This window comes from Clostridium sp. (assembly GCF_036643715.1).
Lineage (GTDB): Bacteria > Bacillota > Clostridia > Clostridiales > Clostridiaceae > Clostridium.
On the sequence record NZ_JAVXRL010000002.1, the window covers coordinates 102725 to 117603 of the forward strand.

15 protein-coding genes are annotated in these 14879 nt (G+C 26.3%); 6 read left to right on the forward strand and 9 right to left on the reverse strand.

The window, feature by feature from the left end; genetic code table 11:
- Positions 1 to 8: 8 nt before the first annotated feature.
- Both RSF37_RS01360 and RSF37_RS01365 read right to left on the reverse strand, forming a co-directional pair.
- Entirely contained in the window at positions 9 to 3281 is a 3273-nt protein-coding gene (locus RSF37_RS01360) for a ligand-binding sensor domain-containing protein (RefSeq protein ID WP_332562579.1), read from the reverse strand.
- Between the two features lie 200 nt (positions 3282 to 3481).
- A complete protein-coding gene (locus RSF37_RS01365) occupies positions 3482 to 4171 on the reverse strand; it encodes a hypothetical protein (protein WP_332562580.1) in 690 nt (229 codons plus the stop codon).
- A gap of 161 nt (positions 4172 to 4332) precedes the next feature.
- On the opposite strand from RSF37_RS01365, the gene RSF37_RS01370 reads away from it, so the two are divergent.
- Both RSF37_RS01370 and RSF37_RS01375 read left to right on the forward strand, forming a co-directional pair.
- Positions 4333 to 4845 (forward strand): hypothetical protein, encoded by a 513-nt coding sequence (locus tag RSF37_RS01370; RefSeq protein ID WP_332562581.1) that lies wholly within the window; start codon positions 4333 to 4335, stop codon positions 4843 to 4845.
- Between the two features lie 82 nt (positions 4846 to 4927).
- Entirely contained in the window at positions 4928 to 5578 is a 651-nt protein-coding gene (locus tag RSF37_RS01375; RefSeq protein ID WP_332562582.1) for a PspA/IM30 family protein, read from the forward strand.
- Between the two features lie 55 nt (positions 5579 to 5633).
- On the opposite strand, the gene RSF37_RS01380 is transcribed toward RSF37_RS01375, so the two are convergent.
- The 3 genes from RSF37_RS01380 to RSF37_RS01390 all read right to left on the reverse strand — a co-directional run bounded on the left by RSF37_RS01380 (position 5634) and on the right by RSF37_RS01390 (position 8428).
- Positions 5634 to 6419, reverse strand: coding sequence for an ABC transporter ATP-binding protein (locus RSF37_RS01380; RefSeq protein ID WP_332562583.1), 786 nt, complete (start codon positions 6417 to 6419; stop codon positions 5634 to 5636).
- Positions 6420 to 7712: a hypothetical protein gene (locus RSF37_RS01385; RefSeq protein ID WP_332562584.1), complete on the reverse strand. Its 1293-nt coding sequence runs from the start codon at positions 7710 to 7712 to the stop codon at positions 6420 to 6422.
- Between the two features lie 137 nt (positions 7713 to 7849).
- A complete protein-coding gene (locus tag RSF37_RS01390) occupies positions 7850 to 8428 on the reverse strand; it encodes a hypothetical protein (protein WP_332562585.1) in 579 nt (192 codons plus the stop codon).
- A gap of 458 nt (positions 8429 to 8886) precedes the next feature.
- On the opposite strand from RSF37_RS01390, the gene RSF37_RS01395 reads away from it, so the two are divergent.
- Positions 8887 to 10077 carry a cyclopropane-fatty-acyl-phospholipid synthase family protein gene (locus RSF37_RS01395; RefSeq protein ID WP_332562586.1) on the forward strand — a complete coding sequence of 397 codons (1191 nt, stop codon included), beginning with the start codon at positions 8887 to 8889 and terminating at the stop codon, positions 10075 to 10077.
- Positions 10078 to 10148: 71 nt separating this feature from the next.
- Here RSF37_RS01395 and truA read toward each other — a convergent pair whose 3' ends face one another.
- Positions 10149 to 10901, reverse strand: coding sequence for a tRNA pseudouridine(38-40) synthase TruA (truA, locus tag RSF37_RS01400; RefSeq protein WP_332562587.1), 753 nt, complete (start codon positions 10899 to 10901; stop codon positions 10149 to 10151).
- Positions 10902 to 11058: 157 nt separating this feature from the next.
- Here truA and RSF37_RS01405 point away from each other — a divergent pair, with 157 nt between their 5' ends.
- On the forward strand, positions 11059 to 11304 hold the full coding sequence (locus RSF37_RS01405; protein ID WP_332562588.1) for a hypothetical protein: 246 nt from the start codon (positions 11059 to 11061) through the stop codon (positions 11302 to 11304).
- A gap of 122 nt (positions 11305 to 11426) precedes the next feature.
- Positions 11427 to 12041: a hypothetical protein gene (locus tag RSF37_RS01410; RefSeq protein WP_332562589.1), complete on the forward strand. Its 615-nt coding sequence runs from the start codon at positions 11427 to 11429 to the stop codon at positions 12039 to 12041.
- A 64-nt stretch (positions 12042 to 12105) separates the two neighbouring features.
- Here the strand turns inward: RSF37_RS01410 and bioD are convergent, their stop codons facing one another.
- Both bioD and RSF37_RS01420 read right to left on the reverse strand, forming a co-directional pair.
- Positions 12106 to 12810: a dethiobiotin synthase gene (gene bioD / locus RSF37_RS01415; RefSeq protein WP_332562590.1), complete on the reverse strand. Its 705-nt coding sequence runs from the start codon at positions 12808 to 12810 to the stop codon at positions 12106 to 12108.
- Between the two features lie 199 nt (positions 12811 to 13009).
- The gene (locus RSF37_RS01420) at positions 13010 to 13510 is read right to left on the reverse strand and encodes a hypothetical protein (RefSeq protein WP_332562591.1); all 501 of its coding nucleotides are present in this window, start codon (positions 13508 to 13510) and stop codon (positions 13010 to 13012) included.
- 210 nt (positions 13511 to 13720) lie between these two features.
- On the opposite strand from RSF37_RS01420, the gene RSF37_RS01425 reads away from it, so the two are divergent.
- Positions 13721 to 13996, forward strand: a complete 276-nt coding sequence (locus RSF37_RS01425) for a hypothetical protein (RefSeq protein WP_332562592.1) — start codon at positions 13721 to 13723, stop codon at positions 13994 to 13996.
- Between the two features lie 45 nt (positions 13997 to 14041).
- On the opposite strand, the gene RSF37_RS01430 is transcribed toward RSF37_RS01425, so the two are convergent.
- Positions 14042 to 14857, reverse strand: coding sequence for a hypothetical protein (locus RSF37_RS01430; RefSeq protein WP_332562593.1), 816 nt, complete (start codon positions 14855 to 14857; stop codon positions 14042 to 14044).
- Positions 14858 to 14879 lie beyond the last annotated feature (22 nt).

A 14879-nucleotide genomic window follows, 5' to 3' on the forward strand; every position in this document is an offset into this window, starting at 1 on the left:
GCTTTTTTTTAATCTTTTTTATTATGTTTTATAGGAAGAGTTATTCTAAACTCACTTCCTTTGTTAACTTCACTTACTAATGATATCTTTCCATTATGAAGCTCAACTAAATTTTTAACTAATGTAAGTCCTATTCCACTACTACAATGTTTACTTGAAACTTGTGCTTCAAGCTTTGCAAATCTATCAAATATAATATCTTGTTGCTCTTTTGGAATTCCAACTCCACTATCTCTAACAATGATATCAATAAAATCACCATGTTCCTCTATGCCTACAAAAATAGTACCATGTTCCTTGGTAAACTTAACTGCATTAGATACTAAATTTATTACACATCTCTCAATATTAGTTTTATCACATTCAATTAATTTTTCTTCTATTTCTGGATCAATTATTAGATCTATCTTATTACTTTCTATATAAGATTTCATAGATAGTGTAATTTCTTCAACTAAATATACAATATCAGTCTCTTCAATTTTAAGAGTGTAGGCTCCTGCCTGTATTCTTGAATTATCAATTAAATCATTAATAACTTTAAGTAATGTTTTTGAATTTTTCTTTATTATACTCATGTATTTACTTAAATCTTTTTTCTCTATTCCACTCTCATTTTTATTTAATGAACCTATAAGTTGCTCACTCGATAATATTACATTAAGTGGTGTTCTAAGTTCATGAGATAAATTTACCAAATAAGTATTTCTAAACTTTTCATGTTTCAAAAGTTCATTGTATATAGCTTCCTTCTCAACTAATTCTCTATTAAGTTCATTAGTTCTTTGTCTTACTAACCCATTTAATATTTTTACATAATTTAATATAAAGTATCCAGTACTCAATAAAAGTATTATATAAATAATATATGCAAGTGTTGAATTATACCATGCTTTTTTCACCTTTATTTTAACTTCTGTAGAGTCACTTATTTTACCATTTCTATTTCTACTTCTAACTTTAAAAGTATAATTTCCTGGCTTAATATTAGTATAATTTACATAATTTCTTTCCCCTGAGAAAATCCAATTTTCATCAAGCCCCTCAAGCATATACTCATAACTAACATCTCCAAGCTTTCTATAATCCGGAAGAAAGAATTCAAAAGAAAAAGTATTTTCATTATGCTTTAATTCTAAATCTCCATTAAGCCTTATATCATTATTATTATAAACTTTAAAATCACTTATTGTAACTTTTGGATTAGCCCCTTCTTCTCTATAAATATTTTTTGGATAAAATGCTGTTATCCCATTTACTCCCCCAAAAAACATTTCTCCACTTTTACTTTTATATTCTGATGTACCATTGAATTCATTACTTTGTATTCCATCTACATAGGTAAAGTTTTCAAATCTATTAGTTTTTTTATCATATTTAGATAATCCTCCATTTGTGCTAACCCAAATATTATCATGTTCGTCAATAAGTACTCCATATACATAATTATTAGCTAGTCCATCTTCTTCTGTAAAAACTTTAAACTCACCAGTCTTTACATCTAATTTATTAAGACCTACAGACGTAGTAAGCCATATATTACCTTCTGAATCTTCATTAATGCCTTTAATTGCATTATTGCTTATCGAAGTTTTTCCCTTATCTTCTGATTTATAGTTGATCACTTCATTCTTATTTACATCAAGCTTTATTAATCCACCATTCCAGCCCGTTGCAATCCAATAATTATTTTTTGAATCTTGAAATATTCTTCTTATATATGTTTCCTCGATATTATTTTTAGTTAAGATGTAATTTAAATTAGTAAACTCCTCTTTTTCCATATTGAATACTTCAAGACCTTCACGAGTCCCTATCCACATAAGACCTTTGTTGTCTATAAATAATTCTTTTACATCATTATTTGACAATGAATTTTTTCCATCTTCATGTTTAAAGACCTTTATCTTACCATTTTCTTTATTAATTTTAGCTATTCCTTCTTTTGTAGCTACCCAAATATTACCTTTTTTATCACCGATAACTTGGAATATTGTATTACTTGGAATACTATTTGGTTCATTTGGATCAAATTTAAATTGTGTTATTTCACCAGTACTTCTATTGAACTTATTTAATCCATCATTAGTTGTTCCAATCCAAAGTATTCCCTCATCATCTTCATATATTCCGCCTATTGAGTTACTACTTAAAGTATTTTTAGAACCTAAATCTCTTTTATAATGTGTAAATTTTTGGCCTGGATCTACAATACTTATCCCACTGTATGTTCCAATCCACATAAGTCCATCATCATCTCTATAAACGCTTTGTATACTATTGTTTACAAGACTTTCTGGATCGTATGGTTTGTTTTGAAAACTATCTATTTCACCATTTACTAAAGAATACTTAATTAATCCACCTTTACTTCCGAGCCAAACATTCTCATACTCATCTTCATACATACTGTTAATTGCAAACTTTTCAGATCCATAAAGTTTATTTACATTTTTTAAAAGATCTGCTTTTTCTGTATTTAAATCATATTTAACTACACCTTTTTCTTGTGTACTAACCCACATATTATCTTTTGAATCTTTATATAGCTTAATTATATTATCACTTGGTAAACTTTTATCAACTTTATTAGAAACCCTAGTTACTTTATCAGTTTTCTCATCTAATATACTTACGCCCTCTTTAGTTCCAAGCCATATTTCTCCTTTTTTCCCTTCCATAATAGATGTTATATAATTACCGCTTATTGTATTTAAATTGTTTTCCTCACTAAAATATTTTTTAAATTCACCAGTTTTAAAATCATATTTATTTAATCCATTTTCTGTTCCAACCCAAAGGTTACCACTACTGTCTATATATAAATCCCATATATGTTTACTAGACGTTTTTTTAGGATCATTTACATCAGCATCAATTCGTTCAACTTTTAATGTCTTCTTGTTTAATCTACTAAGTCCTGAACTAGTTCCAATCCATAAATACCCATAATTATCTTCAACTATAGAACCAATTATCCCTGGATGAAGTGTAGTCACGTCTTTATCTGAAGACTTTATGACAGTATAGTTATAACCATCAAATCTATTTAATCCATCGTTTGTTCCAAACCACATGTAGCCATCTTTATCTTTAAGTATTGAATATACAGACCCTTGCGATAGTCCTTCTTTAACAGTTAAATTTGTAAATTTTAAGTATTTATCGCTTTCCTTTGCATCTGCTTTAACTATATTAATATTACTTATAATTATATTGCACATTAAAAATATAATTAATAAAATTACAAATAAGGATTTTTTCTTCTTAATAGCCTTCAACTCCTAACCGTTCGACATTTTTGCCTAAATATACCTTTATTTTTACATATTCTTCATTTGTTGTCAATCAGTTAACTTTATTAACTAACTGTAAACTGAAAATTGCCATAAAAAACAACACATTTATATTAAATGATCATATAATGCTAATCATAAAATAGAAAAAGTCACTATGTTCACTACATAGTGACTTTTTCTATTTAAGATAAATTTTGAACATTTCTTTCATAAAGGTTAGCTATAAGATTAAATACTTCTTTATCATCTACAGCACTATAAGAATCTCCCTTTAATGGATCATGACAATAATTTAATATTAAGTATTCCCCATTAGAATCTATTACTCTAAAAGTTTTTTCCTTATCTAGTATACATACCTCACATAAAACTTTCACTTTATCATAAGAACTTGTATCAGAGTTATATAAGTCTGTTAATAAGTTTTTAAACATTATTACATTATATTTATCATAGTTGCACTCTGTAACCTTTCCTGTTCTATCACAACAAAGACAAGAATTATATCTACATTTTTTAATGCATTTTAAACAATTACATTTAGCACAGTACTTTAATTTATATAAAACATCCTTAAATTTGTCCTTATATTCCATTAAATCACTAATTGTTTTACTTGCTTCAGTGCTATCTGTCTTATTAACTTCAAAAAATAAAATCTTTTTCTTTTGATGAAGTTTACTGTCTGCATCATTTAGCAATCTTATATATTTATCTAGAATTGAAATATTTTTTACAAAAAATCTATCCTTTATCTCCGTTTCTTCTTCGAAATCTATAATATCATTTATAGAAAAAGTTATGTTCGTATAATCTTCTCCCCATAAATTCTTTTCGTCTTTAATCCATTCTTTTGCTACATCTACATTCATAATAGTCTCACCTCCCCACTATTCTAATACATTTTCTAATTGTTATATATTACTTTTAATAAATGATACGGATTGTTCATCTATTATTCATCTATTATTTATATTTATCTCTTATTTTTATAGTAACTTTAATATAAGTACATTTTGAGAGGGGGATATTAATGAATCCTAAAAAAAAGTCAATTATAAAACTACTTATTGTTTTAACTATTGTTTTAACTAATTTATTTCAATTGACTATTCCAACCTATGCATTTGGTTTTAAATCTTCATCTACGCATAGTTTAGCACATACAACAACTATTTCATCATCTACTAGCAAAAGCTCAACATCTTCTAAGTGGAACTCAAGATTTAATACGTCTGATAAGTATAATAATTCAAAAAGCAACTCTGGTTCAAAATTTAAAACATCAGATAAGTATAATGATCAAACTAAAAAAAATGAAAATAATCAAAGTAATACTGATAGTAATAAAAACAATAATTCTACTACCAATAATGATACAAGTAAGACAGAAAATTCAAACTCAAACAAACGTGGTTTTTCATTTATGCCAAGGTTTTCTCCATTTGGATTTTTAGGTGGTACTTCATTTATTTTTAAAGCAATATTAGCACTAGCAGTTATTGCAATAGTAATTTTCCTTATATATTATTTTTTCTTTAATTAATAATTTGTAAATTATTTTTAATTACTATTGTTTTATCTATTTTAGGTATTATAATAAACTAAAACTAAAGGAGGATATAGTAATGGGTGTATTTAATAGAATATCAAATATGTTTAAATCAAAAGCTAATTCAGCACTTGATAATATAGAAAATCCAATTGAGTTATTAGATCAAAAAGTTAGAGATATGGAAGAAAGTTTAAATAAGGCTAAAATTTCATCTGCTCAAATTTTCGGAAATTTAAAAAATACTCAAAAGGAAATGGACAGGTCTAAGGATGCTTCTAAAGACTATGATGACAAAGTTAGACTTGCAATGAATAAAGGTAATGAAGATTTAGCAAAAAAAGCTCTTCAACTAAAATTAGATGAAGATAAAAAGTTCGAAACGTTAAAGAAATCTTATGAAGAACAAAGTGTAAAAGCAAAAGCGCTTAAAGAAAATTTAATTAAACTTCAAGAAGAAATTGATAAAACTAGAAGTTACAGAGATGAAGCTGCCGCAAGACTTAATAATGCAAATGCTTCTAAACAAATAAATGAAATAATGGCTAATGTTCAAACAAAAGGTAACTCAATTAACTTAGATGATATTGAAAGAAAAATATCTAAAGAAGAAAGTTATGCTGATGGATTAGCTGATTTAAAAACACCAACTCTAGATGATGAATTCGAAGCTTTAAATAATACAAGCTTAGACGATGAATTAGAAAAATATAGAAACAATAACTAATATGTAAAAAAGGTCTAGAAGTGCTTATTTACTTCTAGACTTTTTATTAATCTTTTTATTCAAATACAATTTCCTCTGATGACATTCTTAATATTTCATCAAAAAACTCCCTTTGACTTTTATTATTTTTATAAATAGATTTTTCAATTTCTCCATCTTTTATATTAAGAACTTTATGTGCAAAACTTGCAATCAAAGCATCATGAGTAACCATAAGTATTGTAATTCCATCATTTTCATTTAATTCTCTAAAAAGTTTCATAACTCTATTAGAATTTTTACTATCTAAATTACCTGTTGGCTCATCTGCAATGATTATTTTAGGTTTCGCAATTAATGCCCTACTTATTGCGATTCTTTGTATTTGTCCGCCTGAACATTGTGATGGATATTTATTTAATAATTCTTCAATAGAAAGCCTTTTTGCTACTTCATATACTTTTTTATCTATTTCTTCTAAAGAAGTATTTGCTAACGTAAGTGGAATCGCAATATTTTCTTTTACTGTTAATCCATCTATTAAATTAAACTCTTGAAACACAAAGCCTATTTTTTTATATCTAAGCTCTCCAACTTCTCTCTCTTTAAGAGTTTTTATGTTTTTACCATCAATTATAACACTCCCCTTCGACGGTGTATCTATTGTTGATATCAAATTCATAAAAGTAGATTTTCCAGCTCCAGAAGGCCCCATAATAGCTATAAACTCTCCTTCTTTAATAGTAAAGTCTATACCTTTTAATACAACTAATTTATCTGAAATTAACTTTAAATTTTTATCATACTTAAAATTAATTAAATATTCTTTATATAAATTTTTAGTTACAATTATATCTTTCATCTATCTTCCTCCTAAAACATCATCTGAATTTAATATTATTTTTTTATAAACATTGTAGCTTATGAAGAAAGTTGCGACAGCAAGTACTACAATCACTATAGCTAATGTCAGTAATATTTCTACCTTAATAGTTCTACTTTTCACATATCCATAAAATATAAATAATCCTTGTAGAAATGGCATTATAAATACAATAAAATAGTACATAAGAACTTCTTTTTCTATTATTTGTGCTATTTTCTCCTTAGTATAACCTAACAAAAACATCTGTTTAAATGAATTTTTCCTATTCAATGCTTCAATTACGATTTTATATATTATCGTTATTGATAGTAACACTGTAGTTGAACTTAATCCAATTGTACTAACAGTTGAAAATCTAATGTCATTCCCAGCTCCTCCAATTACAACAGTTATTGCAATTATTATTACACTAAAACAAATCATTATAACAGCACTTTTCTCCATAATATATTTAAGATTTCTTAAATACATTACTTTAATTGGATCCTTTCTTCCAATCTTGTTTAAATAAAGTTCAATGATACATGGTATACCATCTTTAATAAAGAATGCTAAGCCTATACCTCCTATAATTGCAGTCATTTGAATAATAACTTCATATCCTTCATTTGTAAAATTTATAAAAAATATACTCATTATTGGTGCCATAAACATGATAAAATATATTAAAGTTTTTAAAATAGATGTTTCTTTTTTCTTAGGATTATATCCTTTACTCGAATTTTTTATTAAATTGCATACCTCTGTTCTATGACCAACTCCAACATCAACAGCACCAACAAACATTATTTGAATTATTATTACTAAAACAGTACAAAAGATTCCATCCATAGAAATAGCATATCTATCTCCAGATATACCGATTAAATTGAAAGCTAACGCATTAAATATAGGTAATAAGATAACTCCACCTATCACACCTATAAAAGCAGCAAGTCCACTTAAAATTATATTTTGTACAATAAAACTTACTGATAACCCTACTAAACTAAGCCCGCTCATAAGTTCTACTCCTACTTCTTTTCCTCTTCTGCTTAAGAAAAATAAATTAGAATAGTATCCTAAAAGTAAAATTATGGCAGCTATTACAAGTATAACCCCTCCAAAAAATATTTTTTCACCACTCTCTTCTGGTCTAATTCCATCTAAGAAAAATAGATTAAATATATTAAACAAAATTAAGAATCCCATGGCTAAAGATAATACATATGCAGCAGATGTTTTTTTATCAATTTTTATCAGTTTTATGTAAAATTTAATATTTCCCATTTCACCACCCCTTACTCATATATTACCATATTTAATATTTTTTACATATTGCTTCATATAAAAAAAGCTATAAAAAGTTTTAATTTTTCTTTTTATAGCCTTATAATTATGTATTATTATTGTATACTATTTTTTTATTACTTTCCTTGGAAAACTTTTGCAAAATCAGCAAAATCCTTAAGGTTAAATGTCTCTAAAATAACATTTTCCCAATCTTGAATTTTCCATACATTATCCTTCTTAACTAATCTAATAGTAAAGTTTTGAGTTGATTTCTTTGCATCTTTATTATTAGCTAGTTTTAATAACTCTTCATTTGACTTCTTTTCAAGTTCCTCATCAGTTTCACCCGAAACTGCACCATTAAGTGCTGTAGTTAATGAATACTGCATATAATTTTTCATTATGTCATTTCCATCAATAGCAGTTACTTCTACATCAACTGTTGCGTTGTCTCCATCAATTTTTGTATCAACTACTTTTGCATCAACAGATTTACATGCATTTTTAACGGCATTCACTTCTTCTTCTGTTGTTTTATTACTTGCTTTTTCCTCGCTATTACTTTCTTCAACAGCAGTTTTAATTTCTTCTATATTATATTCTTTTAATGACTTGTAGAAACTATTTACTACTTCTTCTGGTTTTTCAGCTCCACATGCTACTAAAGTAACAAGCGTAAGTGATGCCATAATTACTGATAATATCTTTTTCATTTAATTTCCCCCTAAAATTTAGTATACCTACATATATTAATACATTTACCAAAGTTTATGAGTAAATAAACTGTTTTATTAACTAATTATTTGTTTTATTCATTATTTTTTCATAAAAAAATCTTTTACATTTATTTTATTTTACTATATATGTAATTTAAGTAAATATATTTATTTAAAATTTTTCCTAATATTAATATAAAATTATTATATGTATTTTTTAAAAATACATATTTTACAATACTCTTTTAAATGTACTCAGGTACTTGTATCACCTCCGTTAAAATATTATTCAAATTTAGTAAACTAGAGTAATACTAAGATATCGTAAGCTTTTATCAACTTAAACTAATTAGATACAATTATATAAAGCCACTAGCATAATTATGCGAATTAAGAGAAAAACAGTTACCGTATATAATTCTAATAGTATTGCATAAACAAATGAGGTGTAAATTATGGAAATGAATAAAAGTATAGTGAAAGCTTTTGCTAATCACTTATCAGACGAAACATTTAACTTAAAATTATGGGACGGAGAAATTATAAAAATTGGAGACGGAGACCCTAGATTCACTCTTATAATTAATAAGTTCCCAAATAAAAAAGACTTATTGTCTGATGCAAGCGTAGCTTTAGGTGAAGCTTACATGGATGGAGATATAGACTTTGAAGGAGATCCACAAGAAATATTTGAAAGCATGATGAGAAATAAAGATAGTTTCTTAAATGACAGTATTCTTTTAAAACTTGCTGGAAAAATTAAAGCTCCTTCACTTTTAAAATCAAAGAAAGATATTGCTCATCACTATGACATAGGAAATGATTTTTATAGCCTATGGCTTGATAAAACAATGAGTTATTCATGTGGATATTTTAAAGATGAAAATGATACGCTTTATGATGCTCAGATGAATAAAATCACACACATACTAAAAAAATTAAACTTAAAAGAAGGTCAAACACTTCTTGATATCGGATGTGGATGGGGCTATTTAATAATCGAAGCTGCTAAGCTTTATAAAGTAAAAGCTATGGGAATCACACTAAGTGAAGAACAATTTGCTAAAGCTAATGAAAGAATTAAAGAAGAAGGTTTAGAAGATTTAGTTACAGTTAAATTAATGGATTACAGAGATCTACAAAAATCAGGTTTAAAATTTGATAGAGTTGTAAGTGTTGGTATGATTGAACATGTTGGTCATGCAAATATCCCTCTATTCTACAAAAATGTAGATGCTGTTCTTGAAGAAGGTGGCTTATTCTTACTTCATAACATTACAAATTTAGTTGAAACTGAAGGTAATAAGTGGATTACAACTTACATCTTCCCAGGTGGATACTTACCAACTTTAAGAGAAGAAATCAATATTGCAAGCGAACTTAACTTCCACGTTTTAGATGTTGAAAGTTTAAGACTTCATTACATGAAAACATTACAAGAATGGGTTAAAAACTTTGAAGAACATTTAGCTGAAGAAAGAGAAATGTTCGATGAAAGATTTTTAAGAATGTGGCATATATATTTATGTTCATGTGCTGCCGCTTTCCATTATTGGACAATCGATATTCATCAAACTTTATATTCAAAAGGAATAAACAATACTTTACCTTTAACTAGAGAGTATTTATATAGAGATGATAAATAATATTTTATAAAAATTAGGACTTGTAAGTTTAATCTTACAAGTCCTTTTTTTAGTATTTTAATTATTTGTTTTTAATATTTAAGTTCTTTTAAGCATAGTCCATTAGCTGGTGCTCTATGACCTGCAAGACTTCTATCTTTAGATTCTAGTATTCCATTTATTTGACTTACTTTAATTTTTGAAAGTCCAACATCAATTAAAGTTCCAACTATTATTCTAACCATATTAAGCATGAAACTATTTCCGTTTACAGCTATTTTGATTATATTAGATTCTTCTTTAATATCTATTGCATTTATAGTTCTTATTGTTGATTTTTTCTTTTTCCCTTTAAGGCTAGTGAAACTTTCAAAATCATGTGTACCAACAAGTAACTTTGCAGCTTTTCTCATATTCTCAACATCAAGTTTTCTTTCTACATGATATGCATATCTTTTTTCGAATACATCTTTATAACTATTGTTATCTATTGTATAAACATATGTTTTAGATAAAACATTATATCTTGCATGGAATCTTTCATTTACATCTTTTACTTCTTTAACAACTATATCTTCTGGTAGATATTCATTTAAATAGTCTAAAATTTGTTCCTTAGTTAAAGTACTTTCTGTTTGGAAGTTTGCTACATAATTATCAGCATGAACTCCGCTATCAGTTCTTCCGCATCCAATTACTTGTAATTCTTCTACTGAAGTCATTTTACTTAATACATTTTCAAGTTTTTCTTGGATAGTTGAAACTGTGCTTCCTTTTTGGTTTTGTTTTTGGAACCCTTTATATCTAGTTCCATCGAATTGTAGTGTAAGTTTTATATTTCTCATTTGCTTTACATACTCCTTATAAAATACTAATACTTATTATAGCATATAATATTTTTTATTATCATAATTCTTAACATTATTAAATTATAGTAAACCATTTTTCATATTTAATCAAATCACTTAAATTAATGATAAAATATAAATAGAGGTGATTTATATGAAAAATATAAAAGATTATTGCGATATAGACAAACATGACGATAAATTTCACAGAATTACTTTAAGTTCTGAGAAAGAAAAACTCCTTGGTGAAAAGAAAGCTTCAGAAATCAAAAATTATTTTCACAATTTAAAAAATAAACGTGAAGAAAAAAATACTGATAGTATTAGAGTATTTGTTCCAAAAGATGTTTATAAACTTAAAGCACTAATTGATGATTTAAATACAATATTAAATAGTTAATTTTTTTAAATGATATATCAAAAAATAATAAGTTTTTTGATATATCATTTTTAGTATATCATTTTTTACTTTCCTCTGTTATACTTATTAGTGCGTCATAAAGAACGAAAGAGGTGTTTATTTTGAAAAATAACAATAATATAGAAAATATATATGAAGTAAAAGATAACGTTGTACTTATTACAGTATTCAAAAAAAATGGTGAAAAGCTTACAGCTAAAATAGATACAACAGATTTAGCTAAAGTTAAAGAAGCAGGTAACTTCTCTGCTGTATGGAATAAAGATTTAAATAACTATACTGCTAAAGTAAAAAAAGACAAAGCTGTATTATCTTTAGAAAGCATAGTACTTGATATAAGTCCTAAAGCTCCAATTAGACATATTAATGGAGATACTTTAGATAACAGAAAGTGTAACTTAGAACTTGTTTTAAGAGACAGCAAAAATAGTTACGAAGAATTAGGTAACGATACTGTTGCTATAATTTTAAACAATAAGTTTGGTATCGAAGAAGCTAGAGCTTTAATATCATCAGAAGATTTAAAAAATGTAATTACAGATGATTATACATGGGTAGTATATAAGCATGCTGTTATTTCACATACACCAAATGGAAGAATCCGTTTAGATAGTATTATTATGAATGAAGAGAACTTAGATAAGATTCATCATATTAATTTAAATCCTTTAGATAATAGAAGAGAAAACCTAGAAATTAAAGAAATCCAAGCATAATAAAAAACACGCTATAAAACATACATATTGTATATTTTATAGCGCATTTTTTTACATTAGATTTTTAACTAAAGCTCGTACCACAAAACTTAACTAATTCTCTAATATTCTCATCTGGCATGTAGCTATTATTCATAGATGGAATAGTACATATATTTTTGATTCCAGTTAAGAGTTCTATAACATCTTTATTATTTTTATGCATTATATCATTTTTATCATACTCATTTAATATAATACCTCTAACTTCTATTCCTGAACTTCTAAGGTAATTTACAGTTAAAATTGTATGATTTATTGTTCCAAGACCAGATCTTGCAACTAATATTGTACATAAGCCTAAATCCTTTATAATATCCTCTAGAAGAATTATTTCATCTCCTTCGATTTTAATAGGACAAACAGCACCGCCACTTCCCTCTACAATTAAAAACTCGTACTTTTCCTTCATCTTTGAATAGTCACCTATAATCTTTTGAAGATTTATGTTTACTGACTCAACACGTGCTGCTAAGTGCGGTGAATATTGACTCTTAAGTGCATAAGACCCCATATTTTCATAATCCTCCTCAAGATTAGCAACATCCTTTACTTTCATTGCGTCATTTGGTATAACATTTCCGCATTTTCCACTTATACCACCGTTAAATACGCCCTTAAAGTATCCTGCATCAATTCCATCATCTCTAAGAGTTTTAACAATTAAAGAAGATACAAATGTTTTACCAACAGATGCGTCTGTTCCTGTTACAAAAATTCCACTTGCCATTTCTTCACCTTCTGTACTACTATTTTTCTTTCCTTTTTGAAATTATAAAAAATATTTCATTTACAAAGGAACTACTTATCCTTCAAAGTTATATTCCTACTACATTTCCTTCACTAAATAATATATACTAATTTCTATAATTTCTTTTATAGTCTATCATTTTTTTATAACTTTTCCAAACACTTTTTATTCTTTAATACTAACTAGTCATTTCATTGTAAAGCTTTGCAAGCTCAACTATAGCCCTGTCTGCCCCATATACATTAACACATGACGGATGAATTTTTTTTGCAATTTCCCTGTACCACTTTAATGCTTTTTCATTATCTACATAATATGATCGTTTTATATTAAGTTTTCTATCTCTTTCAATTCCATTAAGCTTTAATAAATAAAAAATATATTCATGTGCTTCGCTTTTAAAAAACTCTTCTTTATTTTTATTATTCTCTTCTTCTAAACAATCCGGACACGTACAAGTAACCCCTTTAAATTCTCTATTTATACCACAAACTATCCTTCTTATAAACTCAATTTTATTATAAAGTTCATGCCAACTGCTACTATTTATATTTATAAAATCTCTTATATCATTTTTAAATGTAATTTCTTTTATATCATCTTCAATAATTCTTTTAACTTCTATAAATTTACCTAATGCTTTTAATTCCTCTACAGAACCTACCTTTAACCACTCCATAATCAATCTCCTTCCTTTTAAATATTTATATTGCTTTATTTTATGTATTATTAATGTTTTATTGAATAAAATTTATAATCTTTAAATATATTTTTTTGTAAACAAATATAATTTAATATATTGAAATAAATATTATAAGTGCTATAATTAAATAAAGAAAACATTTACATAAGGCTAAATTTTAGTACTTTATTTAAGGAGTGATCAAATATGCAAAATTTCCATTCATTAGCTGACGATATTAATTTATTTCTTTTATCTAATAAAGGAGAATCTTTCACTTCAGAAGAAATTGATTCATTAATCAATTCAGTTCCTTACAATAATTTAAAGACAGCTTTAGCTTCTTGCAATAAAAGTGAGTTTACAGATCCAGTTCATCATATTGATACTGTTTGTTCTTACTTATCAAAAAAACGTTTATTAAAACAAATAAAGAAACACTCAGATTACGATAATAGAGATTTAAATGCTTTTACAATATAAATAAATAAAAGCCTAAAAATATTAAAAAATATTTTTAGGCTTTTTTTATAAGTTTAAAGTTAATAATTTTGAAATTATATAAGATATTACAGAAAAAAGTAATCCAATTGATAAGAAACTTATAAGTATAACATTTAACTTTATAATAGCAACGAGTACTATGCTATAGTCTACACCAACCATTATAAGTATTATGCTTAATATTAAACTTACAGCATATATGAACACTATTCCATCAAATGAATTTATTAAATCTGCTCTACTAAGTGACATATGCATGCTTATTGAAAATGCTATTATTATAAATATATAAAATTTTATATCGACAAAATTTCCAAAAGCAAAGAGTTCTTCTAAAATAAGCCATAATGAACTTGAAAGAGTTTCTATAAAATTCTCTATACTAAAACTATTTGACATATTTAAATAATTATTAAAATCAGTATGTTTTATAATTTCACTAAAACTACTTGGTAGAAGTAATCTAAAACTTAATATAAGTGTTAATGTTCCAATTAAAACTGGTGCTACTCCAATAAAGAAGTTCCCTATCCTTTGATATATACTTCTCTCTTCATAAGAGTGCCTTACATGTCCAAGTTCTCCAGACGCTCCAATTCTAGTAGAAAACCACTTTACATCAATTACATTGTGTCTAAATACCTTACACATTATAAAATGCCCAAATTCATGCACAGTTGTTCCAATAAAGCCTGTTATTAATATTCCTTTATCCTTAAATCTTCTATATATTAAAGTATTGCACGCACTCTCTATCCATCCTATTAAAAGTCCAAATACAACAATAGAAAGAATTGTTCCTAATGTAAATACCATACTTAGTATAAATATTTCTGTCATCTAAAATCCCTCCAAATTATAA

What these genes read in the sequence shown, in the direction of transcription:
- bioD (WP_332562590.1), bottom strand. Translation starts at nt 12,810, where the DNA reads ATGGCAAGTGGAATTTTTGTAACAGGAACAGACGCATCTGTTGGTAAA.
- truA (WP_332562587.1), bottom strand. Translation starts at nt 10,901, where the DNA reads ATGAGAAATATAAAACTTACACTACAATTCGATGGAACTAGATATAAA.
- RSF37_RS01365 (WP_332562580.1), bottom strand. Translation starts at nt 4,171, where the DNA reads ATGAATGTAGATGTAGCAAAAGAATGGATTAAAGACGAAAAGAATTTA.
- RSF37_RS01375 (WP_332562582.1), top strand. Translation starts at nt 4,928, where the DNA reads ATGGGTGTATTTAATAGAATATCAAATATGTTTAAATCAAAAGCTAAT.
- RSF37_RS01420 (WP_332562591.1), bottom strand. Translation starts at nt 13,510, where the DNA reads ATGGAGTGGTTAAAGGTAGGTTCTGTAGAGGAATTAAAAGCATTAGGT.
- RSF37_RS01405 (WP_332562588.1), top strand. Translation starts at nt 11,059, where the DNA reads ATGAAAAATATAAAAGATTATTGCGATATAGACAAACATGACGATAAA.
- RSF37_RS01395 (WP_332562586.1), top strand. Translation starts at nt 8,887, where the DNA reads ATGGAAATGAATAAAAGTATAGTGAAAGCTTTTGCTAATCACTTATCA.
- RSF37_RS01370 (WP_332562581.1), top strand. Translation starts at nt 4,333, where the DNA reads ATGAATCCTAAAAAAAAGTCAATTATAAAACTACTTATTGTTTTAACT.
- RSF37_RS01385 (WP_332562584.1), bottom strand. Translation starts at nt 7,712, where the DNA reads ATGGGAAATATTAAATTTTACATAAAACTGATAAAAATTGATAAAAAA.
- RSF37_RS01430 (WP_332562593.1), bottom strand. Translation starts at nt 14,857, where the DNA reads ATGACAGAAATATTTATACTAAGTATGGTATTTACATTAGGAACAATT.
- RSF37_RS01380 (WP_332562583.1), bottom strand. Translation starts at nt 6,419, where the DNA reads ATGAAAGATATAATTGTAACTAAAAATTTATATAAAGAATATTTAATT.
- RSF37_RS01390 (WP_332562585.1), bottom strand. Translation starts at nt 8,428, where the DNA reads ATGAAAAAGATATTATCAGTAATTATGGCATCACTTACGCTTGTTACT.
- RSF37_RS01425 (WP_332562592.1), top strand. Translation starts at nt 13,721, where the DNA reads ATGCAAAATTTCCATTCATTAGCTGACGATATTAATTTATTTCTTTTA.